Origin of the sequence: Vibrio lentus, assembly GCF_030409755.1 — a bacterium.
Taxonomy (GTDB): domain Bacteria; phylum Pseudomonadota; class Gammaproteobacteria; order Enterobacterales; family Vibrionaceae; genus Vibrio; species Vibrio lentus.
Genome location: NZ_JAUFQE010000002.1, coordinates 138144 through 161378, shown reverse-complemented (window position 1 = coordinate 161378; position 23235 = coordinate 138144). Strand labels below are relative to the sequence as shown.

Here is a 23235-nt window from a genome sequence, read left to right as displayed (position 1 = left end):
ATAGGATGATCGTTATGGATACTCAATCTCAGCTTACCGTGGATATCATCGCGAAAGTTGCTCTCGGTAAAATATCAATTACTAATGCCTCTAAGCTCCTCAATAAGTCTCGCAGAACCATTGAACGTTATCTCAGGCGATATCGCTCTGATGGTATCCGATTTGTGGTTCATGGCAACACAGGAAGGACACCCGCTAATAAAATACCCATTACCTTAAAGCAGCAAGTTCAAGCTCTTATAAAGGCCAAGTATTACGACTTTAACATGCTTCATCTCGCCGACATGTTAGAGGTATTTGAAGGCATCAAAGTAAAGCGGGAGACGCTTCGTACCTGGGCACATGAAATCCATCATGTAAAACGAGCCAAACATCGACGTTCTAAGGTAAGAAGACGACGTGAGCGTATGGAGGCCGAAGGCTTAATGCTGCAAATGGACGGCAGTCCACACCTTTGGTTCGGTGATAAAAAATCTTGTCTTATCGCCATGATTGATGATGCAACCAGTGAGGTTCATGCGGAGTTTTTCCCTTCAGAAACCACCGAAGGATGCCTCAAAGTAATGAAAACTTATATCGAGAAAAAAGGGCTTTTTAAGACTCTTTATGTCGATAGAGCTGGCATCTTCGGTGGACCAAAACGTTGCCACTTCTCCCAGATGCAACGAGCCTGTGAAGAGCTGGGTATAGAAATTATTTTTGCCAATTCGCCTCAAGGCAAGGGTCGCATCGAACGTGCCTTTGATACGTTCCAAGATCGTCTAGTCCCTGAGTTAAGGTTGGCTGGGGTTACTGATATGATCAGTGCAAATAACTACCTACAAAACACCTTCATCCCTGAGTATTGGGCAACGACCCTCACAGTTAACGCCAAATTAATGCGCTCTGAGCATACACCCGTTCCGAAGTACCTGAACATTGACGCGATATGTATTCAAAAAGAATATCGAAAAATCCGTCGAGATCATACCTTCAGTTACGCCAACGCAATGTATCAAATCACCTCCCCGTTACGGCACTCTATCGTGAGTCAACAAGTCGAATTACGTAAGCAACTTGATGGGGGTTTTACGGCTTATTTTGCCGACCGAGAGTTATCGATTAAAGAGCTTACTGAGCCTAGCTCTAGGAAAGAATACGGAGAAGAAGTTCAGAAAAAGCTCGATGTCATAGAGCTTGCCAATAAGTTAGGCAATGTGAGAGAAGCGGCTCGACAAAGCGGTTGTTCTGTCAAAAGCATTCACAACAACCGTCAATTACTTGAAGCCCATGGCCCACTTGCTTTGAAACGTCTGTATGGTCAATCACACAACAATAATCGCATCGATGAAAAGACTCGAAATATCGTCATCTCATTAACACTAAAATCGCCTCACCTAACCTCTATTAGGATAAGTGGTGAGATGAGGAAGCGCTTTAACATCTCGATTAGTCACTCAACAGTAAGGAACATCTGGCTTGAAGAAAAGCTGAATACAAGAGAGTTACGGGAGGCACGTGCCGAGGAATCAATTATCGAATAGAAACTAATCTGCAATAGTGGACTACTATGAATAAAGCAACGACAGAATCCTTCGGTATTTAGACCGTCAACCTCCCTCGGTAATCACATTCGCAGGTAGCGAATCGCAACCTGCGCATCGCAACTTGCGATGTGGGTGGTTTACTTAATAACAACCAGCGTAAACGTCAATAAATTAACATTTAAAATCAATAATTTAAAATCAAAATAACACCATAGTGATGCTAATAATTAGCCTTCGATTGAAGAGAGTATTTCGTATAAAAAAGCTCTCCAGAATAGAGAGCTTTGATGGGTTATCGGTAGTATTGTTTTTGACGCCTCGAGTTATGCTTCCAACTTTTTGCTAGGCCATACACATACGACGGGTAGTCGTCCCATGGGTTAGCTAACGCTCTTCCTCGCGCGGCTCGCAGTTTAATCGGGTAACCTCTACACTCAACCTTGTGAAGAAAATAATAGCTCTTTTCCTGCTTGGTAGAAAAGTGCTTATGAGTTCCACTGCGAACGCTTGGATAAAGACCCCAAAGATATTGGCACTGGTATTTTATACGGTTCTGGTACTGCTGTTTTAGCCTTTTCATTTACCCTCCAGGTTTGCATTACCTAGAAGGGGTCCTCTGCAAAGTAATTCATTCCGGCCTCCCCAGTGTGCCTTTAGTGAAATTGTAGCCTATGTTTTTTTCAACTACATAGAAGAGAAAGCCGAGATCACTCTCTGCTTAAATGCCCCAAGTCGAAGCTCATCAAACGCCCCTAGTGTTCCATAGAGACTATTTGAACTGTCTGTACTGCTTTCCCAAGATACTGTTGTTCTCCCACCTTTTGGGGACTCAAGCGGAAGCGCGACACTTAAGCTATTTCCTCGACCAGAGAACTCTGTTTCGATAGGTTTCCCCATACTTACATAGAGACGAGACTCAGGAATATCCTGTTCAATCCTTTCAGAAAACTCAATCAGACTTTGTTCAGCAAAAGTGAATAACCACGCTTGTTGGTTTATTGTATTATTCACACGAAGTATTCTTCCGAGCACCTGCCTGAAATACAATTCCGTTTTGACTGAACTCATATGGCAACATACTTGAAGGCGAGGAATATCAGTACCCTCACTGATCATACCTACACTAACAATCCATTGTGCGTCGCTTTGTCGATAACGCTCTATTTCTGCCAGCGGTTCTTCATGTCGATAAGTGACGATAGAAACGGTTTGCCCAAACTTTTGAGATAGTATCTCTTTGATTGTTTGCGCATGTTGAACCGACGCTGCAACAATCAGCCCACCGGCATTGGGGGACCTGGTACGTACTTTTTCTAACCGCTCACACCCTAAACAGAGTAGATATTCCATCGCCTCTTGGTTGTGAATAACACTCTGGTAGGATGCTTTTGTCTGTTTAAGCATCTCTAATATTGATGAAAAGGATTCGACTTTTTCGCTACTATTAACAGATAAGTGTTCATTATCAACCAAGACGATTTTAGGCGTTCTACAAACACCATCAGCTATAGCTTGTTTAAGAGTGTATTGGTAATCGACAAGAAGCTGTCCGTCTGGGTCGCTATACTCACCCATGACAATGGGTAAAGAGTCTGAACGCCACGGTGTACCTGAAAGTGCGAGGGTAAAAGTAGCAAGCCCTTGAATCTTTGTAAGAACTTGCTGCCCCCAAATGTTCGCCTTTTCAACCTCAGAGCCAGAGCAATGGTGTATTTCATCAAAGACAACAAAGACTCTGTGCTTCCGTAATGTTTGCCAAAACTCCTCATTGAGGAACTGGATAGATTGGTATGTTAAAGATTGCCCTATAGCTCCTATACCACCATTAAATGTGCAATTAAGTATCGATGAAAAGGTTCTTTTTATACCATCAGAAACCGTCAATGATGGCGAGAAGCACAATACAAGATCTACCATGTCACTTTGTAGCAGCCTTGACGCAATAGTAGCGGCAAGCACTGTCTTACCAGCCCCTGGTGTAGCTTGGCAAAAGAAATGTGAGCTGCTGGATTGATATTTTTTCAACGCTCTGTCAGAGCATTCACCTTGCCATTCCCTTAACACGGCTCATCTCCTTCATAGAGAGTATTCAGCACCCTTGTTAAAACATTCACTTTACCGAGCAATAAAGCGGCGCGCTCTTTAGCCTCTTGATGCAAAGGGGCTAGTTTATTTTCTAGCTCAGGAAATCGAGATACGATCGATTGATATTCGTCAATCTCCCCAAGTACGATCTCAAGTTCACCCTTATATTCATTACGTTCATTGATCAAAATGGAATAGTTTTGAATGGGTACTTTAGGCTTTATATCCGCTTGGTTATTCGTGGTTACATTGTTATGTAAACCTTTAAATTGTTCCGTTTGAAAGTAACGCTTTTTCCGACCTGATCCCTCACTTCGCAACCAACTTTTCTTTTCAAAGTGAAAAATTGCTCGGTACACCTTTTTACGAGCTTCGGCTGAATTGGAGTCCACATTACCAAGTGATAGCCATAAATCTCTCGCTTCTAGCACGGTGAATCCATCTAACCCACTTTCTATCAATAACTTGTGCATGACCGCACTAATTCTTCGAGCCCGTTTCATTTCCAAAATTACACCAACCAAAAACTAAGGATTGCTTAGTATACAGAAATCAGTAAAACTAAGAAAATCTTAGTTACCTTGAGATCAGAGACATGAACTATAAGTGTCATTTACTAACCCAATCCCTGAGCGTCTTAAAGAAGCACGCAAAAAAGCGAAACTCTCCCAAAAAGCTTTGGGGGTGCGTATAGGAATGGATGAAAGCTCCGCAAGCCCGAGAATGAATCAATACGAAAAGGGAAAACATGCGCCGGATATCAATACGTTAAAGTCAATTTCAGATGAACTTGGTGTGCCTTTGAGTTACTTCTTTTGTGAAGATGAGATTTCTGCGGAGTTAGCTGTGAATCTAAATAAGCTGTCTGAAACGGATAAGCAGAAGATTCTTGAGGTGACAGTGCGGCTTATTGAAGAGTCATTTGAAAATAGCTGTCCGATAAGGGATTAACTACACGATCCAGCGAAAGGGCTCGGAGCGTCAAGCGCATGCCAAGCCGATACTGGATGAACTTTACGAATGGATGACGACCCAGAAAGTGATAGGCTCTAGTCCACTAGATAAAGCGATAAAATACACGCTCGGGCACAATGCCCAAAGCTCATACGTTATATCGATGATGGTCACTTATCTATCGATAATAATCGCGCTGAACGCGCAATTAAACCGCTAGTCATTGGCAGAAAAAATTGGTTATTCTCAGACACACCAAACGGTGCTGATGCGAGCGCCATGCTTTACAGCATCATCGAGACTGCGAAAGCCAATGGTCTTATCCTCTACGAATACATGGTCAAGTGCATGAAAGAGCTGGCGAAAGTAGAGTCTGATATCGACTCACTCCTACCTTGGAACTTCAAACACTAACAAGTCGCCCCGTGGGTTCATGAGTCGGATACTACAGTGCGGCTTTAGTTTAAATTATATTGGTGTTCTTGAGCGTGGTGAAAAAATGTGACTTTAGATAAGGTGTTTACGATATCTAAAGCTCTCAAATGTTCTATCTATGATTTGATTCCAGATGAAGATTAAGCCCAAGATATATGCATCTGTTTGTAACGAAAATATAGCTTTTTTGACGACTTACATAAGTCCCATTTTTGCTTTCAAATCCAAAGGCATCTTGGCAACGGCTAAATCCAATGTTTCTTTGACGCTTCGAGCTTTAAGTGCGTTGTACTTTTTTTCTAAAGATTGATGACTCTGAACAATAACTTCTTTTTTATTAACTCTGATGCCCGTTTTCTTTCTTTTTAATTGCTTCTTTTGTTCAATTTCATGCATCTCTAAAAGCTCTTGATTAACATCATCAAAGAAGCCTTCAATGTCTTTACTGAATGAGGACGCATTAAAAATGCTTTGTGCTGACCGGCCAACCACTCTAGCTACATTAGACTTTTTAATTTGGTAGAACTTCTTAGTCTTATTTGTTGCTACCTCACCAAAGCTTGAAATCGCTTCTTCGGCTTCTTTTTTTAAATTAAGAATGGCATGGTAAGCTTTATGGGTTGTATGCTCGGATTCGTTAACCACCCATGAAGATTGTTCATTCTGTTCTGATTTATCTAAGGTATCGTCTAACGAGTCCAGAAACTTATCCGACATAAGCTCATCTAATTCAAAGTCATTATGCATACAGCTTTTCCTCTTCCTTAACCTTACTTTCTATAGCATTAATTGCTTTGCTAATTGCAGCTAAAATCTTATCGACACTCACAACGTTCTTTTCACTTCTAAGCTCTTTGATGCGCTTCCAGCTTGATTTGAGTGTTGGTAGGTGTGCCTCTAAAAAGAAACCAAAAGCGTGCTCCTGTAACGACTCTTTAACCATTGGTTGAATCACTTGCCATATCCCTTTGATATTACCCTCAGTGATGAGTACATTGGTACAATTCAGACAAAGATCAGGCTTGGCATCTTGTGGGTTTAACAACCCCATTTTCGAACATTTTGCTCTAGAATCCGCTCCATCACGAGGAATACAAGTAGCGAAAGTATTCACCTGAATATCAATGATACGACCACTTAACGCCTCTCTTAGAGCAAGTATTCCATTATCATCTTTCACTTGCGTTAATGTTGTCGCTTTTTTCACGAACTGTGCCAAACCGCCTACGTATTTTTTACCAACTTGCTCTGACTCTATAATCAGCAATTCGACCAATGAGTTTAGGTAACGCTGCTTCGCTGATTGCATTAACCCTCTAGCATCTTTATCCCTTAGGTACGCCATGAAGAAAGAATTATCTAGGTGAGCAAACTGGTGGCGTATAACCGCACCCACATCACCCTGATAGCGTGTGAGAACTGACTCAGCCCATATATGACGAAAAGCGTGGGGAGAAGGATAGCGCGCACCTTTTAATAACTCAGAGCTAATATCCATCGTTGTTTTCTTATCATTCAAATCCACTGAGCCATTGACTAGCAGCGCTTTAGTTTCATCGGAAAGATAAGTTTCGATAATTTCTTGATGCTTTGTATTTTCAAGAGGCTCACCTTTAGAGAATAGTTTAATAGAGACTTTCAGCGCTTTTTGAGCTTTAGCGGAGTTAAAACTTGTGCAGGACAGTCTCACCCAATCTTTTTTCACCTCTTGAGCACAAGAAAGCAAGTTCTTATAACGAGCACTGCCAATACTGTATTTGGCTGACAGCAATTCTAATTCTTTTTGCTCATCAATCGTCAACTGAGCAGTGTGCTTGCTATTTAAGGTATCGAGCTTAACCACATCATTAAAAGGCTGGTACGCTCTGACAAAGCCTTCCCAATTCGCTCTAACTCTATTATCAATGTATTTTGCAGATTGATTAATGCTCTCCTTTTTAGCCTGTTCTGCACAAGAATATAGGCACGGCTCATCACCTTCACGCCCGAACACCTCATTTAATTGTGCGGCAACTAGATAGCACTGAGAGGTGATTTCTCGATTAATTTTGGTTGAACCGCCCGTTTTAGGGACAAGCCATTTAAGCTTGAAGCGAAATGGAACGTGAGCATTGTCGAGAATATCCAAATTCGGTTCAGAGTGTATCGCATTCAATGGAAAACCGAATTCAGATAGTCGATAGCCTGTCCACGCCACAACAAGATTAGTCATCGCATAAAGTGGAATATTCAGAATTTCTTTAAAGCTTCGATACGTTTTTAACTCTGAATGAAAGAATTGTTTATTTGCCCAAACGCCAATATCAGCAAGAAACAGCTCCCTCCCCAATCTTTGCTTAGAGACAATTATTTGCATTTTTTCGTACACATCATCTACGGATAATTGGCTTAAAGATTCTGCCTCTAAAAAGGTTTTATCTAATGAAAGCAAATAGCCTTGCCATACCTGATGTGATTTCTTATTCCCCTCTAAACCTAAGTATTTTTGCAGCATTAATATTCGAATTAATTCCACTGAATCACTTCGAGAGAATAATCCTAACTCAATAACTAACGCTTCAATGGATTGGTCTTTTAAAGGCGTTACCAACTCAAATCGCTTCAAGTATTCCTCAAAAAGCGCATCTCTCACTTCCACTGCAAGAGCATTAAAATTAATTCCGCCTCTGTGGCCGGTAGGCTTATACTCTTTGTCATTTAATATTGCAGTAAGTATGATTTCACGGAGGCTATTAGATAAACTGGTATCTAAACTCTTCATCCCATATTTAGTGTCGATACTCTCAAATACCAACCGACATACAGAGGCATACAGAAAGTCGTTTTGATAAACCTGATTAAGATGGTCAACGTAATACTGCCCCAACTCAAGCCCAAGAAAGTTAAAGCTACCGCCTTTTTTAAACTCATTGAGCGTTGTGCTGTATTGTGATTGACAGACTTCATCTAAGCTTTTTTCTATTTTTTTTTGTGTTGGAATGGAATCAATAACACCAACAACACCTAATGCTTTAAGATTATTTCTTATTTTATGAAATTGAACTGGTTTAATTGCTCCTCGATAAGAAGGCGTTGATATACGATTCACAAATCCATACTGGTTGGTCGTTCTTCCCATAACTGATATCCAAAAAGACTCCAATGACGATACAGTAAGGCTTGTTGCGCTATTCTCTTTAAGGAAGGCGAAAAGGTGCAGCATCATTTGATAAACAGGAAGAACAGCTTGAGAGTCCCTAGGACTGATGACACTCAGACAAACTAACTTTGCATATTTTTTCGCATTTAAAGGGTGGTCACACCCATCCTTTAAGTAAGTCGCTATGGATTCATGGTTAAAAGCGGGTAAATCAAACAATGAAAAATCCAATGTTGTGATAGCGCCATTGCGTCTAATCTTAAAGTACCAAGTATCAGAATATACATCGCCTTTATCACTCATGAAAAATGGGTTAGCGGTCAACTTTAAATTCTGGTCATACCAAAAACTATCAACTGGATTTTTAAATACTTTTTGTGTCATAAATCCCCCTTACATCGAGTGAAAGACGCTCATTACCACGCCATTTTTTATCATTAAGTCAAACTGCTCCCTACCTTTACGTTGTGATGCTTTACTCATCTTGGGTAGGGTGTCTTCTAGCCATTCCACAGTCGGTATCACAGTTTTAAATAAGTGGTCAGGATTATGAGAAAGGAGCTTCTTATAGTTCTTTTTGAATTCATGGAGATAATTGTGCATTTTTAAAACAGTAATAGGGCTATCTGAGACATAGATCGGCGATAACGCTTCATTTTCTTTTTGGTCACTCAACGCCATCACGCCCACTTCATTAACTCGACCCTTTTCTTGCCCTGTGACGACTCTAAGCCTTGCATTCATTTCCTCATGCTTGTATGAAATCAAATCTGTGACCGCCATAAACTCACTATTAAATGCTGCGACTTGTTTTTCATTCTCAGCCTTAAAGTTCAAATTAAAAACATTATGAATCAAATCCAGCATCACCTCACGAGTGATTCGACCAGAGCTATTCATCCATTCTTCATTATCTTCGGTTAGGTAGCTTACTTTCTCAGTTTGGTTCGAATGAGAGTTTCGATTAATCAAGTAATTCAATGTGTATGAGTCACTAAATGCATGAACTGCACTATTTTTAATAACTTGAAGACCGAAAATACCTCTCTGGCAAGGTGATTGCGATTGAGCGACTAATTTACATCTCTCTTCTATCGTTATTTTCCTAGGGTTATCAATAACATTTTCAGGATGGGCACCGTGGGAAATCAGTACGCAAATTACTTGAGGCATTAAATTGGGTTGCTGTTGTTTTTCGTGTGCAGCTTCAAGCTTTTCAGACAAGTCGCTTATTTGAAGTATCGCAGCAAAAACACCTAAAAGTGCGTTGATGTTGTTACTAATTACCAATAATTGTTTAGCAAAGAAAGGCAAGCCTTCATCCTGCTGTTCAAGTAGTGTTAAAAGCGCCTTACCTTCTGGTGTTCGAGCGGATAAAGAACGGGTTGTATGAAACACTTTAGCCCGACCTTTAAAATACTCGCACTCAATATTAGTGACTCTTCCACCAACTTTCATCAATCTAAAATCAGAGTGCCTTAGTTTAGGTATGTCATTTGGTTGCACCGTTAAGCTGGCCATCAACCAAGCAAACATTAACCCCTCTACATTAGTCAGTGCTTTTGATGAATCGCCATTTAACACACCCTTAATCCACTCGATAGAGAAAAGAGTGCCATCTAGTACTGCAGAAGAATGCAAACCTGTGAAACCCACATTAACTTTCGTTTTGTCACGTCTTTTATTCAAAAAAAGGCTATCACACTCATTCTGGCTCTTTAATGCTGGAGTAATAGTATTGTAGGTAACTAAACTACTTGAATTAGAAAGAATCAAAACCTCTAGCGCTGCTTTAAGGGTATTCGATGAATTATCTTGTTTATGGTAAGCAGACAACATCAAATAAATGATATTACCTACTGCTTTACACCTCTCAAATCTACTATCCTTTGACTCAATAACTAACCAGGGACTTAACTGCGGTTTAATACTCCTAATCAGCGCTTGTAGTTCATCTTTATAGGTTTTCAATGCAAGAATAACAGTAGCTGCGGTTAAGCTTAATGAATTCACCGCCAACTTTGGGGAAGCGAGAGCGGAATAAAGCTCACTTCCAATACCAATATCGTCTCTTCTTAACCAGTCTAATGCACCGAAATAACTGGCTATAGATTTTTGAGACTTATTCAGGTTAGGGGTGTGTTTTGTTTTGCGAAGCTCAATAAGATACGCATACTCATCACTACTTAACTCTTTTCTTAATGATTCAGACTCAATGGCATAACCCAATACACACTTCAAAGTAATTAAAGGGCTATAACCACCATGATTCTCTAACTCATCCATACGGTCGGTTTCGTAAAGTTTTATAGCTTCGTAGCGATTTTCAATTTTGTGGGCATTGAGCCATTCAATGAATGGTTTGGCTGCATTCGAAAAGTATACTGTTGCAGAAAACGCAGCACTTTTGTCAAAAAAGGCGTAGTTATAAGCCGCAATCATTGCCTTGTAGATAATCGATTTATCGGAATCCTCGGTGTCAGTCATGGATAGAATATAGGCAGCACTTTTTCTACTCTGAGGGATAGAAATAGACTTAACAGAGAAAGGCAACTCTAGTGATGCTATCGGTTGCTTTTTCTTAAATTCACTTGATAGCACCCTTTCTATCTCAGTGCTTGAAAATTCCTCTAAATTATCCAAGAACCACCTCTCTTAGTAACTGCTCTCTCTGGCCACAAGCATGAATATACATTTTTGTGGTTTGGTTTGAATACTTGCTATCTACTTTGTGTCCTAAGCGTCTTGCGGTTTCAATATACACTGCAGATTCCGTGGTAATCGATTCGTATGATTTCTTTGCTTGTTGACAACCTTCATAAAAAATATCAGTGCCAAAAGAGTGTCTTAAGTGGTGGTAACTCAGAGCTTTATCCAACTCTTGATAACCTGAGTAAGCTTCTGGATTCTCTTGTATTAATTTGCGAACTTTCTCTAACACCCTAGAAAAAAGCTGAGTGCCGTATTGTTTACCTACGGGCTTACCAAAAGTGTCATTAGTAGAGTTGGAGACCAATAACTGGTTACTCTCAGTTTTAGGGCGCTCTTGGTCGTAATAACGCTTCATTAAACTAAGGTGAGAACGCTGAATATAAAACTTTCTCTTTGAACCATATTTTGCGTGAAAAGAAGCTAGGTGGTACTCAAATTCCTCTTTATCAGGATTAGCCATAATATCTTTAAAAAGGTTCAATAAGCCTTTTTGAATAAAGCCATCAGCCTTAAAATCTTCCAAGTAAAACCCTTGGTTCTCTTTGGTTCGACAACCAAGCTCTCCACCATTGCGTAGAACAATCTCCTCCAAAAAAGTATTTGTATTGGCGTAAAGCAATTCCCTTGTCGCTGGAAGGAGATATTTTATGATAAGTTTTGATTTGCTATTTAAGCGAACTAATTGTCTATTTTCTGAATATATAAAGATTTTTTTATATGACATATCAAAGAAGTAAGAAAGCCAGTTGTAATAACTCTCTAATGACATTACTGCTCGATTAACGACAACTTCACTAACTTCCATCTTATGAACTAGATGGTCATTAATGAATGTATTCATATATTCATCGGGAAGAGCAATATGGTTATCGAGTGTAAGTAGGGGCTGATCTGATTCTTTGGCATAATCTTCTAACCACTCAAGGAAAACACCCAATTTCTCACCCCTGACGTTTTGAGCATCTTCACCAATTTCAACCTCCTTGAATTGGAAGTCATATTGCTCTGTCTCAGCGTTCTTTACTTTCTCATGGACAACAGAAAGCCCATTCAAGGTGGTGTAACGACTATAAAGGCAAGGTAACAGAAGTGGCACATCGTTATCATCAAGATAAATCCAGTGCTTGTTATGAGTTTTATCACGTACTCTTTGCATACATTTTTACCATTAAGTTGCCACCTATAAGTGAAAGGTAGTAAACAATAAAAATACTTACAAATTTTTCTTCAAACTAACACGTCAGAGTTTAAAAACAATCCATATCGACATGGATTATTTTTCTGATTTTATCTTGGCCTGCACTGCACATTTAGGAATAACTCAATCTTACAACTGTATCTATGAACAGTATAATCAATTATTCCTCGATTTAAAATGATCTCGTGTCCAGCTCAAGAGGTTTCACTTCAACAGCAGTCCACTCTTCTGATAGTATTGTAAGGAGTATTTAGTCGATAAGTAGGGATAGCTTTTGAGTGAAAAAATACTAGTGGTGGAGGACAGTCGAGCATTCCGAAACTATCTATACCAGCAATTAAAAAACAGTGGCTATGAAGTCGCACTCGCAGAATCAATTGAGGAAGCGAAAGCGATCTTAGAGCAAGAGACGGATTTCTTGTGTGCTGTATTAGATTACTGCCTACCCGATGGTCAAGATGGTGAAATCATTGATTTGGTACTCGGCTACCAACAAAAAATCATTGTACTAACCGGTATGTTCAACAACACACTTCGAGAACAGGTTCTCGCCAAAGGTGTGCTTGATTACATCCTTAAAGACAGTATGTCATCGGTCAGTTACTTACTTCCTCTGGTTAATCGAATCTCGAATAACCGACACCATAAAGCGTTGGTGGTTGATGATTCAGCTGTAGTTCGTCGATATGTCGTCCAACTCCTCGAACATCAATATATTCAAACGATTCAAGCGAAAGATGGCGAACAAGCACTAGAGCTTCTCAGCAAGGATCCTGATATCACGTTTGTCGTTACCGATCATGACATGCCGAAAAAAGATGGTATTTCGATGACCCGTGACATTCGAGTAAACCACGACCGCAACCAACTCGCTATTCTTGGTCTATCAGGTAGCGACGATCGCACCATGACCGCGCGCTTCCTTAAAGCGGGCGCTAACGACTTCCTCTATAAGCCATTTAACCAAGAAGAATTTTTCTGCCGTATTCACCAGCTTCTCGATATGAAGGAAGCGACCAATGAACTGTTTCGTCATGCCAATGAAGATGCACTTACGGGGCTATGGAACCGTCGCTATTTGTTCAATCAACCATGCAAAGGCTGTGAAGAAAGAAATATAGCGATGATGGATATCGATTTCTTTAAGAAAGTGAATGATACCTTCGGCCATGATGGTGGTGATGCGGTACTGGTTGCCGTGGGCGGTATCATCAAGGACCACTTCAGCGATGATGTAGCCGTTCGTTTTGGTGGTGAAGAGTTTTGTATTCAGTCGTGTGGGTCGTTTGAAAGCTTCGTTGATAATCTAGAATCGATGAGAGTGGCAATAGAAGATCATGAAGTCATACATGAATCCCAAAGTATTAAAGTCAGCATCAGTATTGGTGTCACTGATTTAGACGGCAAGTTAGATGAACAAATCAAAGCTGCCGACGAACTGCTTTATACGGCCAAAGAGCAAGGTAGAAACCAGCTTGTATGCACTCGCAATAAGAGTTCATAGGTAGTTATATAGACATATATAACAGCCAAACCCTTTATAGGCTGTTCACTTTAAGCGTTTAAGTCTCTAGGAACAAAAAGAGCTCAAGACAATGCCTTGAGCTCTTTGCGTTTAGAGAGCTAGATGACCCATTAGTTAAAGACTAATTTAGGAAAACTAGCATCAACCGTTATCACCGATTAAGCGATACGATCCTTGCTCCAAGCCGCTTCTTTTTCTTGACGCTCAGCCAGTTTCTCAACGCGGTAAGCTTCACGTGCTTCGCGCTTTTTACGCGCATCACAAGGTTCTGGGCAATTACAGACTTTGTCGATACCAACAGCACCTAAACCACCACAGCTACCTTTCACAACTTTCTTTTGGACAATATAGCCAATCGACATTGCTGTGATCACGGCAAGAAAAACACCAAATGTAATCAGAAATGTATTCATAATTCTCTCGCTTACCTTATTTACCTAAGTATGGCTTAAATGCTTCTGAAGCAATTTCTTTAAAGCCATCTGCTGTTTTAACCACCATAAACGCTGGGATGTTATGCTGGTTAGCGATTTCCATTCCTCTTACTTCACCTAAGACCATAAGGCCTGTAGATAAACCGTCTGCAGTCATTGAAGACGGGTTTAAAACAGTCACAGAAACCACTTTGTGATGAAGAGGTTTACCTGTTTCTGGGTTGATGATGTGTGAGTAACGAACACCATCACGCTCGAAATAGTTGCGATAGTCACCAGAGGTTGCAATCGCCATATCACCTGGTTCGATGATCTCTTGAATAGTACGCTCTTCTACACTTGGTTTCTCAATCGCTATGCGCCAACCCACATTGTCACGGTTTAGACCTTTCAAGCGAATTTCACCACCAATTTCAACCATGTAGTTGTGAATGCCAATTGAATCAAGGTAGTCAGCTACAACGTCAACGCCCCAACCTTTTGCAATCGTCGAAAGGTCGACATACAGGTTTGGTAGATCCTTACTGAGTTTATTGCCTTCAATGCTTAGATGGTGAATACCCACCTTCGCTTTACGAGCAGCAAGCTCTTCGTCTGTTGGAACAACTTCTGGACGTGCTTCAGGGCCAAAACCCCACAAGTTCACTAAAGGGCCAACGGTAACATCCAACGCACCTTCAGTAAGACCGTTCAAACGAATCGCTTCTTTCACTACAATCGCAGTTTGCTCAGAAACTTCAAATGCGTCTGCACCTTTGTGTTGATTAAAACGGCTTAGCTCTGAGTCTTCACGGTAAGTCGACATCTGATCGTTTACTTCTTCAAGCAAGCGATCAATCTCGGTGTGAATCTCTTTTGACTCAGGGAACTCATCACCATTGATGTATTTAATATTGTAGCTAGTACCCATCGTAGGGCCACTTAAATGCACTTGCTCAATCGGCTTTTCACAGCCAGCAAGAAAAATCAAAGAAGTTAATGCAACAAGCCAAATTCTCACTTGCTTACTCCTGTTTAATGTTGAGGATTTATATAAGGAAAAATAAGAGTAAACATAGGTCTTAAAAATACCTTACTCTTTCTTATATAAGCCAGTATGTTGTCAAAACGAGCTTTAGAAAAACAAATGGCTGACTCGTAGGAGTCAGCCATAATATCAATCACTTAAATGGATTAACCACCGAAGTCATCTAGTAGGATGTTTTCATCTTCTACACCAAGATCTTTCAGCATGCCGATAACAGCTGCGTTCATCATTGGTGGACCACACATGTAGTACTCACAGTCTTCAGGAGCTTCATGATCCTTCAGGTAGTTTTCGTACAGTACGTTGTGGATGAAACCAGTGTAACCGTCCCAGTTGTCCTCAGGTTGAGGATCAGACAGAGCACAATGCCACACGAAGTTTTCGTTTGCAGCCGCTAGGCCGTCGAAATCTTCAATGTAGAACATCTCACGCTTAGAACGTGCACCGTACCAGTAAGACATCTTACGAGTAGAGTTAAGACGCTTAAGTTGGTCGAAGATATGTGAACGCATTGGCGCCATACCTGCACCACCACCGATGAATACCATTTCATTGTCTGTGTCTTTAGCAAAGAACTCACCAAATGGACCAGAAATAGTACATTTGTCGCCTTCTTTAAGAGACCAGATGTATGAAGACATCACACCAGGAGCTACATCAGGATTGTTTGGCGGCGGAGTTGCGATACGCACGTTAAGCTTGATGATGCCTTTCTCTTCTGGGTATGAAGCCATAGAGTAAGCACGGATCGAATGCTCTTTAACGATAGACTCGTAACGGAACAAGTTGAACTTATCCCAGTCACCACGGTATTCCTCAGGAATATCGTAATCTGCGTATTTCACGTGATGTGGTTCAGCTTCAATCTGAATGTAACCACCCGCGCGGAACGGAACTTCTTCACCTTCAGGGATAGCTAGAGCAAGTTCTTTGATGAAAGTAGCTTCGTTATCGTTAGAGATAACAGTACATTCCCACTTTTTAACACCAAAGATATCTTCGTCTAGTTCAATCTCCATGTCAGTTTTCATAGCAACTTGACATGCAAGACGTTCGCCTTCGCGAGCTTCACCTTTTGTGATGTGATCAAGTTCTGTAGGTAGAATATCGCCACCGCCAGACTTAACTTTTACACGACACTGACCACAAGAGCCACCGCCGCCACAAGCAGAAGATACGAAGATACCAGCGCCAGCTAGGGCACCAAGTAGCTTGCTACCAGGTTGAGTAACGATCGCCTTTTCAGGGTCGCCGTTTACAGCAATAGTGATGTCACCTGATGGTACTAGCTTAGACTTAGCGAAAAGAATCACTAGTACTAGAGCCAATACAATAATGGTAAACATCGCTACGCCAAGAATAATGCTTTGCATTTGTTATTCCTTATTACTGGGTGCTTACCCTACAGTTGAACACCAGAGAAAGACATAAAGCCTAACGCCATCAGACCAACAGTAATGAACGTGATACCAAGGCCACGAAGACCTGGAGGTACGTCAGAGTACTTCATCTTCTCACGGATACCCGCAAGAGCAACGATAGCTAACATCCAACCCACACCAGAACCGAAGCCGTAAACAACAGATTCAGCAAAGTTGTAGTCACGCGTTACCATGAAAGATACACCACCAAAGATTGCACAGTTAACTGTGATCAGAGGAAGGAAGATACCTAGTGCGTTGTACAAAGGTGGGAAGAAACGGTCTAGAACCATCTCTAGGATTTGTACAAGTGCAGCGATAACACCGATGAATGCGATGAAGTTAAGGAAACTTAAATCGACACCGGCAACAAGTGCATTTTCTTTTAGGATGTGTGTGTAAACAAGGTTGTTTACAGGAACAGCGATTGTAAGTACTACAACTACCGCAACACCAAGACCAAAAGAAGTTTTAACTTTCTTAGAAACCGCTAGGAATGTACACATACCTAGGAAGAAAGAAAGCGCCATGTTTTCGATGAAAATCGATTTAACTAGCAGACTAATATAATGTTCCATGACTACCTTACCCCTTCGCTTCTACTTGTTCTGGTTTGAACACACGAATTGCCCAAATCAAGAAACCAATTAGGAAGAATGCAGAAGGTGCTAGAAGCATCAAGCCGTTTGGCTGATACCAACCACCGTTGCTCACTAGAGGTAGTACTTCCATACCAAATAGTTTGCCAGAGCCTAGAAGCTCACGGAAGAAACCAACAGTGATAAGAACGAAACCGTAACCAAGACCGTTACCAAGACCATCGATTAGAGATGGGATTGGCGCAGACTTCATTGCGAATGCTTCAGCACGACCCATTACAATACAGTTAGTAATGATTAGGCCTACGAATACAGATAGCTGCTTAGAGATATCGTATAGGTATGCTTTAAGCACTTGGTCTACCACGATTACTAATGATGCGATAATTGCCATCTGAACGATGATACGCACACTGTTAGGAATGTGGTTACGGATCAAAGAAACGAAGAAGTTAGACAGAGCAGTAACGAACATTACTGCGATAGTCATAACAAATGCTGTTTCTAGCTTAGTGGTTACCGCAAGAGCAGAACACACACCAAGAACCTGTAGCGCGATTGGGTTGTTATCCAACACAGGCGCTAAGATGCTCTTTTTAATTTCTTTTGCACTAGACATTAGTTCAGACCTCCGTCACGAACTTTTGCTAGGAACGGACCAAAGCCCATATCACCTAACCAGAAGTCAAATGTATGTTGAACACCAACGCTAGTCAGTGTTGCACCAGAAAGGCCATCTACACCGTGCTCAGAACCTTGAGGAGCGCCACCTTTAACAACCTGAATAGCAGGTTTGTGGTTTTCGTCGAATAATTTCTTACCAACGAATTGAGCGCGCCAAGTTGGGTTCTCAACTTCACCACCAAGTCCAGGAGTTTCACCTTGCTCGTAGTAAGTGATACCAGAAACTGTGTTGCCATCAGTTTCTACCGCAACGAATGCGTACATCATTGACCAAAGGCCGTTACCGTGAACAGGGATGATAACTTTAGAAGTCTCAGCGCCATCTTTCACTAGGTATACAGTACCCGTGTTAGCACGACGAATGATCTTAGCGATGTCATCTTCAGCTGAAAGCTTGATTGACTGAGCTGGATCTTTTGCCGCTTTACGTTGGTCGTATGCAGCAGCATCGCCGTCAACGAAATCGCCAGTAGCGAAATCAACTAAACGAGGTTCGATGTTCTCTGCGTACAGTTCTGGAATATTACCCGCAAGTTCAATGCCCGCAACTTCAAGGATCTTAGTTTGCTGATCCAGAACTGCGTTAGCTTGTTGCTTAGGTTTAAGAACAACTGCAGCTGTTGAAACGATGATTGAGCACACTAGGCTCAATGCGATAACAACAAACAGCGTCTTTTTAATGCTATCGTTATTACTTGCCATAGCGCGCTAGTCTCCGCTTAATGTTCTTCTCGATTACAACGTGGTCAAACAGAGGAGCAAATAGGTTTGCGAATAGAATCGCAAGCATCATGCCTTCTGGGTATGCAGGGTTAACTACACGAATCATTACACACATTGCGCCGATTAGGATGCCGTACCACCACTTACCTTTATTGGTAAATGAAGCTGATACTGGGTCTGTCGCCATGAAGAACATACCGAATGCGAAGCCACCTAGAACTAGGTGCCAGTGCCAAGGCATACTGAACATTGCGTTAGTATCAGAACCGATCACGTTGAACAGCGTAGACACAGCAATCATACCGATCATTACACCCGCAATGATGCGCCATGAAGCAATGCCCATGTAAACAATCATTGCTGCACCAATCATAAGTGCAAGCGTTGAAACTTCACCGATAGAACCTGGAATGTTACCAATGAATGCGTCCATCCAAGTGATTGCTTCACCCGATGTTACGTTCATTAGTGCACTACCGCCGCCTTGAGCCCATTGGCTAAGAGCAGTTGCACCAGAGAAGCCATCTGCAGCGGTCCAAACTACGTCACCTGAAATCTGTGCAGGGTATGCAAAGAATAGGAACGCACGACCAGCAAGAGCAGGGTTCAAGAAGTTACGACCCGTACCACCGAAGATCTCTTTAGCTACAACAACACCAAAGGTAATACCTAGTGCTGCTTGCCATAGAGGAAGCGTTGGCGGAACGATAAGCGCAAATAAGATAGAAGTAACAAAGAAACCTTCGTTTACTTCGTGCTTACGCACCATACAGAACAGCACTTCCCAGAAACCACCAACGATAAATACCGTTGCGTAGATAGGTAAGAAGTAAGTCGCACCCAAGAGCATCTTACTACCCCAACCTGCATCGGCCCCTAAGGAGGCTCCAAGCATTTCGGTTAGCCAGTAGTGCCAGTTACCATCAATGATAGAAACTAGTTCTGCACCTGAATACATGTGGTTTAGTGCTGCGATAGCCTGACCACCTGCGTTGTACATACCCCAGAACATTGCTGGGAATACCGCAAGCCAAACCATGATCATGATGCGTTTTAAATCAACGCTATCACGGACATGCGAGCTTTTCTTTGTAACAGTACCTGGTGTGTAGAAAAGTGTTGCTGCTGCTTCGTAAAGCGCAAACCACGTTTCGTGTTTACCACCTGGTTCAAAATGATGCTCGATGTCTTCAATAAACTTTTTAAGGCCCATGAAAATTACCCTTCCTTCACAATTGTATCTAGGCATTCACGAAGTAACTGACCGTACTCGTACTTACCAGGACATACAAAGGTACACAGTGCTAAATCTTCTTCATCTAGCTCTAGCGCACCAAGTGCTTGTGCACTATCAACGTCGCCAGCGCATAGATCGCGAAGCAGCAAAGTAGGCTCCATATCTAATGGCATTACTTTCTCGTAGTTACCAATTGGAACCATAGAGCGATCACTACCGTTTGTCGTCGTTGTCATGTTGAACAACTGACCTTTAAACACGTGACCAAGGAATGAACGAGTAACAGAGAACTTGTTCTTACCAGGCATAGCCCAGCCGAATAGCTCTTTATCACGACCTTCACGAAGAACCGAAACTTGTTGATGGTAACGGCCAAGGTAAGCATGTGGACCTGAAGCGTGAACACCAGATAGCACTGAACCTGAGATCAGGCGAACTTCACCTGGCATCAACTCGCTGTCCGTCAACTCTTCAAGGCTAGCACCAATTTGAGTACGAACTAGACGAGGGTTATTCACCACTGGACCAGCCAGAGAAACAACACGCTCAGAGTAAATCTCACCAGTAAGGAAAAGCTTACCGAATGCGATCACGTCTTGGTAGTTAATGCTCCACGCTACATTTTGTGCATTTACCGGGTATAGGTAATGCATATGCGTGCCTGCAAGACCTGCAGGGTGTGGGCCATCAAAAACATGTTCTTCAACGTTAGACTGAGCTGAACGAGGTAAGCTAGTACCTTTTTTACAAACGTACACTTTACCGTTAGTCAGAATTGAAAGAAGATCTAAACCAGCAACGAAAGCATCAGACTGCTCGTTAATGATTAATTCTGGCTCAGCTGCTAGCGGATTAGTATCCATAGCAGTTACGAAAATAGCCTGAGTTTCAGAATCAATGGCTGGAACCTTGCTGAACGGACGAGTTCGCAAAGCGGTCCATGCGCCAGACTCAACTAACTGAGCTTTAACCGTTTCACGGTCAAGGCCTACTAGTTGGTTAGCTTCATAGCTATTGAACGTGATTTGCTCATTGCCTGCTACTTCAATCACTACTGATTGAAGAACACGCTTAGCACCACGGTTCACTTCAATAACTTTACCGCTTGCTGGAGAAGTAAATACAACACCTGGGTTCTTTTTATCTGCAAAAAGAACTTGGCCTTTCTTCACTTCATCACCAACGCGAGTATGCATCGTAGGACGCATACCAACGTACTCTTCGCCAAGCAAGGCGACTTTAGTGATGGACTTACCATCATTAATCACCTGGGATGGAGTTCCTGCGATAGGAAGATCCAAACCCTTCTTTATTGTAATCATACGCACTTGCACTACTTTATCGGGAAAAAGATTCTTTTAATTGCGTAAATTCAGGACGTTTTATTCCGCCCTTAGACACGACATTACAGTGTCCGGTTTCGGTAGATTTGAGATACCAAAATCGCAACATTATCTTAATAAATTCATCACACTAATTATGTGAGATTTATCAGGTGCCGTATTCTAGCATTTTTTGACAACTTGATGCCATGACCAATAACTTGAATACGGCCTTTATTTGGTGAGATTTGAAGCATATGGACTCTCAAATATGTATAAATTTGACGAGCCGCACAGATAAAATGGCTTTTGAATCGTGTTTTAAACAAGAGATTAATACTCTGTCACAAACTAATATTTTACGAGTTATGTTGAAACACTGTTAATAAAAACATTACTCATTATAGGTGTTTTTGATAGCTCAATTTGACATCAATCTGAGTGATATAAAACCTAAAAACACATAGTTTTGATGACAAAAGAGGCGGCATAACCACCTCTCTTTATATGTATTGAATCTATTACTTTCCACCGCCCATACACATAGGGCTGTCTGGCACGTTATCTAACTGCTTCATCCATTCATCTTTTGTATAGGTATGAATGGATAGCGCGTGAATATTATTCGCCAGTTCTTCTGAAAGTGCTTTATTTACCGCTCGGTGACGAGCAATAAGACGCAAACCTTCAAACACATCGCTGACAACAATCACTTTAAAATGACTCTCAGAACCAGCCGGAACATTGTGCATATAGCTCTCATTCACCACGTTTAAATGACTTGGTGAAAACTCATTGTGCAATTTTGTTTCGATAACTTCTTGGATCATTGTGATTCCTTAATAGCGTATTGGCATTATCTGTCGCTCCAGTATAAACCCTAACTAAGCGACTGTCTGAGTATTTCATCGCTGACTCAAGGGGTTTAGTCGAGTTTTTTATATCTTGTTCAGTCTGCATTTGAGACAATATCTTTGTTATTTCTTACATAAGTATCTCAAGCAATGAAAACTGAACTTACCCTTCACGATAGAACTTTAACCCTAAATCGTTTCCCCAACCGTTCAAATGAAACCCTTCAAGCTTGGGATGCCGGCGACGAATACCTGATTAGCCATGTTGAAGAGATGAATCTTGAACCTGGTAAACACATCCTGATAATGAACGACAGTTTTGGCGCCCTATCCGCTTGGTTCTCGAAAGACCATGATGTGACCATGATGAGTGACTCTTTCATTTCTCATCGCGGAACGCTAAAAAACTTACAGCGCAATCAGAGCAACCGTGTGAACTTTTTAAACACGATGGATGATATTCCACACGGTATCGACCTTGTGATCATGCAATTGCCAAAAACCAACCGCCACCTAATATGGCAATTGAGTCAATTGCGCCAAGCACTGCCTGAAGGCTGCCAAGTAATTGGTGTGAATAAAGTAAAAGAGATCCACACTTCAACACTGAACCTGTTTGAAAAGTATCTGGGCGAAACCAAAACCTCTCTGGCTAAGAAAAAACATCGCCTTGTGTTCTCTTCTCCAAACTGCCAACCGATTCAAACAGTAGAACCTTATGTTGAATGGGATGTGGACGGTGAAGATATTCGCTTGAAAAATTTACCAAATGTTTACTCAGGCGAGTCACTCGATCAAGGCGCTCGTTATATGTTGGAACACATTCCACAAGATCCAGAATTGCGTCACATAATTGATTTGGGTTGTGGTAATGGTGTACTGAGTGTGAAAGCTGGTCAGTTAAACCCACAAGCTCGTATTACCTGTGTAGACGAAAGCTTCATGGCTGTGGAGTCTGCACGCCAGAATGTAAAAGACAACCTTGGCGAAGAAGGTAACTTCCAGTTCATCGCAAACAACTGTTTAGATGGCTTTAAGAAAAACAGCACCTACTTAGTTATGTGTAACCCTCCGTTCCACCAACAGCAAGCGATCACGGATCACATTGCGTGGCAAATGTTCTGTGATGCAAAGCATGTTCTTAGTAACGGGGGCAAATTAATTGTTATTGGTAACCGACACCTCGGATACGATGTCAAACTAGCAAGATTATTTGGTGAAGCAAATGTCGAAACGCTTGAATTGAACCAAAAATTTGAGATATTACAGGCAACAAGAGAGCCTGCAAATTTTAATAAATAGGCAGTAGACTGCTTCATAAGAATTTAAAATACCGAGCTTCTGGTGTGAATTTAGAAAG

General features: G+C 41.5%; 19 protein-coding genes and 1 pseudogene. 5 read left to right on the top strand and 15 right to left on the bottom strand.

The genetic code is table 11. From position 1 onward, the window contains the following. Positions 1 to 5: 5 nt before the first annotated feature. Positions 6 to 1523: an ISNCY family transposase gene (locus QWZ07_RS09040; protein WP_080967516.1), complete on the top strand. Its 1518-nt coding sequence runs from the start codon at positions 6 to 8 to the stop codon at positions 1521 to 1523. 687 nt (positions 1524 to 2210) lie between these two features. On the opposite strand, the gene QWZ07_RS09035 is transcribed toward QWZ07_RS09040, so the two are convergent. Then, on the bottom strand, positions 2211 to 3590 hold the full coding sequence (locus QWZ07_RS09035) for a DEAD/DEAH box helicase (RefSeq protein WP_192853465.1): 1380 nt from the start codon (positions 3588 to 3590) through the stop codon (positions 2211 to 2213). Further along, on the bottom strand, positions 3584 to 4114 hold the full coding sequence (locus tag QWZ07_RS09030) for a VspR family transcription factor (RefSeq protein WP_192853469.1): 531 nt from the start codon (positions 4112 to 4114) through the stop codon (positions 3584 to 3586). The genes QWZ07_RS09035 and QWZ07_RS09030 overlap by 7 nt, the downstream gene beginning before the upstream one ends. Positions 4115 to 4217: 103 nt before the next feature. Here QWZ07_RS09030 and QWZ07_RS09025 point away from each other — a divergent pair, with 103 nt between their 5' ends. Together QWZ07_RS09025 and QWZ07_RS09020 are read left to right on the top strand one after the other, a co-directional pair. Continuing rightward, entirely contained in the window at positions 4218 to 4562 is a 345-nt protein-coding gene (locus tag QWZ07_RS09025; RefSeq protein WP_192853464.1) for a helix-turn-helix domain-containing protein, read from the top strand. A 22-nt stretch (positions 4563 to 4584) separates the two neighbouring features. Further along, a pseudogene (locus tag QWZ07_RS09020) lies at positions 4585 to 4979 on the top strand (IS66 family transposase); the annotation flags it as partial. Positions 4980 to 5195: 216 nt separating this feature from the next. Here the strand turns inward: QWZ07_RS09020 and QWZ07_RS09015 are convergent. Genes QWZ07_RS09015 through QWZ07_RS09000 form a run of 4 tightly spaced genes read right to left on the bottom strand, consistent with a single transcriptional unit; the run spans position 5196 to position 12007 of the window. Further along, entirely contained in the window at positions 5196 to 5747 is a 552-nt protein-coding gene (locus QWZ07_RS09015; protein WP_192853463.1) for a hypothetical protein, read from the bottom strand. Continuing rightward, the gene (locus QWZ07_RS09010; protein ID WP_192853462.1) at positions 5740 to 8523 is read right to left on the bottom strand and encodes a hypothetical protein; all 2784 of its coding nucleotides are present in this window, start codon (positions 8521 to 8523) and stop codon (positions 5740 to 5742) included. Before QWZ07_RS09010 ends, QWZ07_RS09015 begins: the two co-directional genes overlap by 8 nt. Before the next feature lie 9 nt (positions 8524 to 8532). Next, positions 8533 to 10782: a hypothetical protein gene (locus QWZ07_RS09005; protein ID WP_192853461.1), complete on the bottom strand. Its 2250-nt coding sequence runs from the start codon at positions 10780 to 10782 to the stop codon at positions 8533 to 8535. Next, positions 10775 to 12007: a site-specific integrase gene (locus tag QWZ07_RS09000; RefSeq protein WP_192853460.1), complete on the bottom strand. Its 1233-nt coding sequence runs from the start codon at positions 12005 to 12007 to the stop codon at positions 10775 to 10777. Before QWZ07_RS09000 ends, QWZ07_RS09005 begins: the two co-directional genes overlap by 8 nt. Before the next feature lie 316 nt (positions 12008 to 12323). Between QWZ07_RS09000 and QWZ07_RS08995 the strand changes: the two genes are divergently transcribed. After that, positions 12324 to 13553 (top strand): GGDEF domain-containing response regulator, encoded by a 1230-nt coding sequence (locus QWZ07_RS08995; RefSeq protein ID WP_192853459.1) that lies wholly within the window; start codon positions 12324 to 12326, stop codon positions 13551 to 13553. Between the two features lie 179 nt (positions 13554 to 13732). On the opposite strand, the gene nqrM is transcribed toward QWZ07_RS08995, so the two are convergent. The 9 genes from nqrM to bolA form a co-directional block, all read right to left on the bottom strand. After that, complete coding sequence (gene nqrM / locus QWZ07_RS08990; protein ID WP_017104444.1) at positions 13733 to 13987, bottom strand: (Na+)-NQR maturation NqrM; 255 nt, start codon at positions 13985 to 13987, stop codon at positions 13733 to 13735. 16 nt (positions 13988 to 14003) lie between these two features. After that, positions 14004 to 15008: an FAD:protein FMN transferase gene (locus tag QWZ07_RS08985; protein WP_065104965.1), complete on the bottom strand. Its 1005-nt coding sequence runs from the start codon at positions 15006 to 15008 to the stop codon at positions 14004 to 14006. Between the two features lie 173 nt (positions 15009 to 15181). Continuing rightward, complete coding sequence (gene nqrF, locus QWZ07_RS08980; protein ID WP_009848376.1) at positions 15182 to 16408, bottom strand: NADH:ubiquinone reductase (Na(+)-transporting) subunit F; 1227 nt, start codon at positions 16406 to 16408, stop codon at positions 15182 to 15184. Positions 16409 to 16437: 29 nt separating this feature from the next. Then, positions 16438 to 17034 (bottom strand): NADH:ubiquinone reductase (Na(+)-transporting) subunit E, encoded by a 597-nt coding sequence (gene nqrE, locus QWZ07_RS08975; RefSeq protein WP_004735211.1) that lies wholly within the window; start codon positions 17032 to 17034, stop codon positions 16438 to 16440. Positions 17035 to 17041: 7 nt separating this feature from the next. Further along, a complete protein-coding gene (locus tag QWZ07_RS08970; RefSeq protein ID WP_008223083.1) occupies positions 17042 to 17674 on the bottom strand; it encodes an NADH:ubiquinone reductase (Na(+)-transporting) subunit D in 633 nt (210 codons plus the stop codon). Then, on the bottom strand, positions 17674 to 18441 hold the full coding sequence (locus QWZ07_RS08965; protein ID WP_102340715.1) for a Na(+)-translocating NADH-quinone reductase subunit C: 768 nt from the start codon (positions 18439 to 18441) through the stop codon (positions 17674 to 17676). Before QWZ07_RS08965 ends, QWZ07_RS08970 begins: the two co-directional genes overlap by 1 nt. After that, on the bottom strand, positions 18431 to 19675 hold the full coding sequence (locus QWZ07_RS08960) for an NADH:ubiquinone reductase (Na(+)-transporting) subunit B (protein ID WP_017110204.1): 1245 nt from the start codon (positions 19673 to 19675) through the stop codon (positions 18431 to 18433). Before QWZ07_RS08960 ends, QWZ07_RS08965 begins: the two co-directional genes overlap by 11 nt. 5 nt (positions 19676 to 19680) lie before the next feature. Beyond that, a complete protein-coding gene (locus QWZ07_RS08955) occupies positions 19681 to 21021 on the bottom strand; it encodes a Na(+)-translocating NADH-quinone reductase subunit A (protein WP_065104966.1) in 1341 nt (446 codons plus the stop codon). 521 nt (positions 21022 to 21542) lie between these two features. Further along, positions 21543 to 21851: a transcriptional regulator BolA gene (gene bolA, locus QWZ07_RS08950; protein WP_017064186.1), complete on the bottom strand. Its 309-nt coding sequence runs from the start codon at positions 21849 to 21851 to the stop codon at positions 21543 to 21545. A gap of 174 nt (positions 21852 to 22025) precedes the next feature. On the opposite strand from bolA, the gene QWZ07_RS08945 reads away from it, so the two are divergent. Beyond that, positions 22026 to 23177 (top strand): methyltransferase, encoded by a 1152-nt coding sequence (locus QWZ07_RS08945; RefSeq protein WP_017104450.1) that lies wholly within the window; start codon positions 22026 to 22028, stop codon positions 23175 to 23177. Positions 23178 to 23235: the final 58 nt, after the last annotated feature.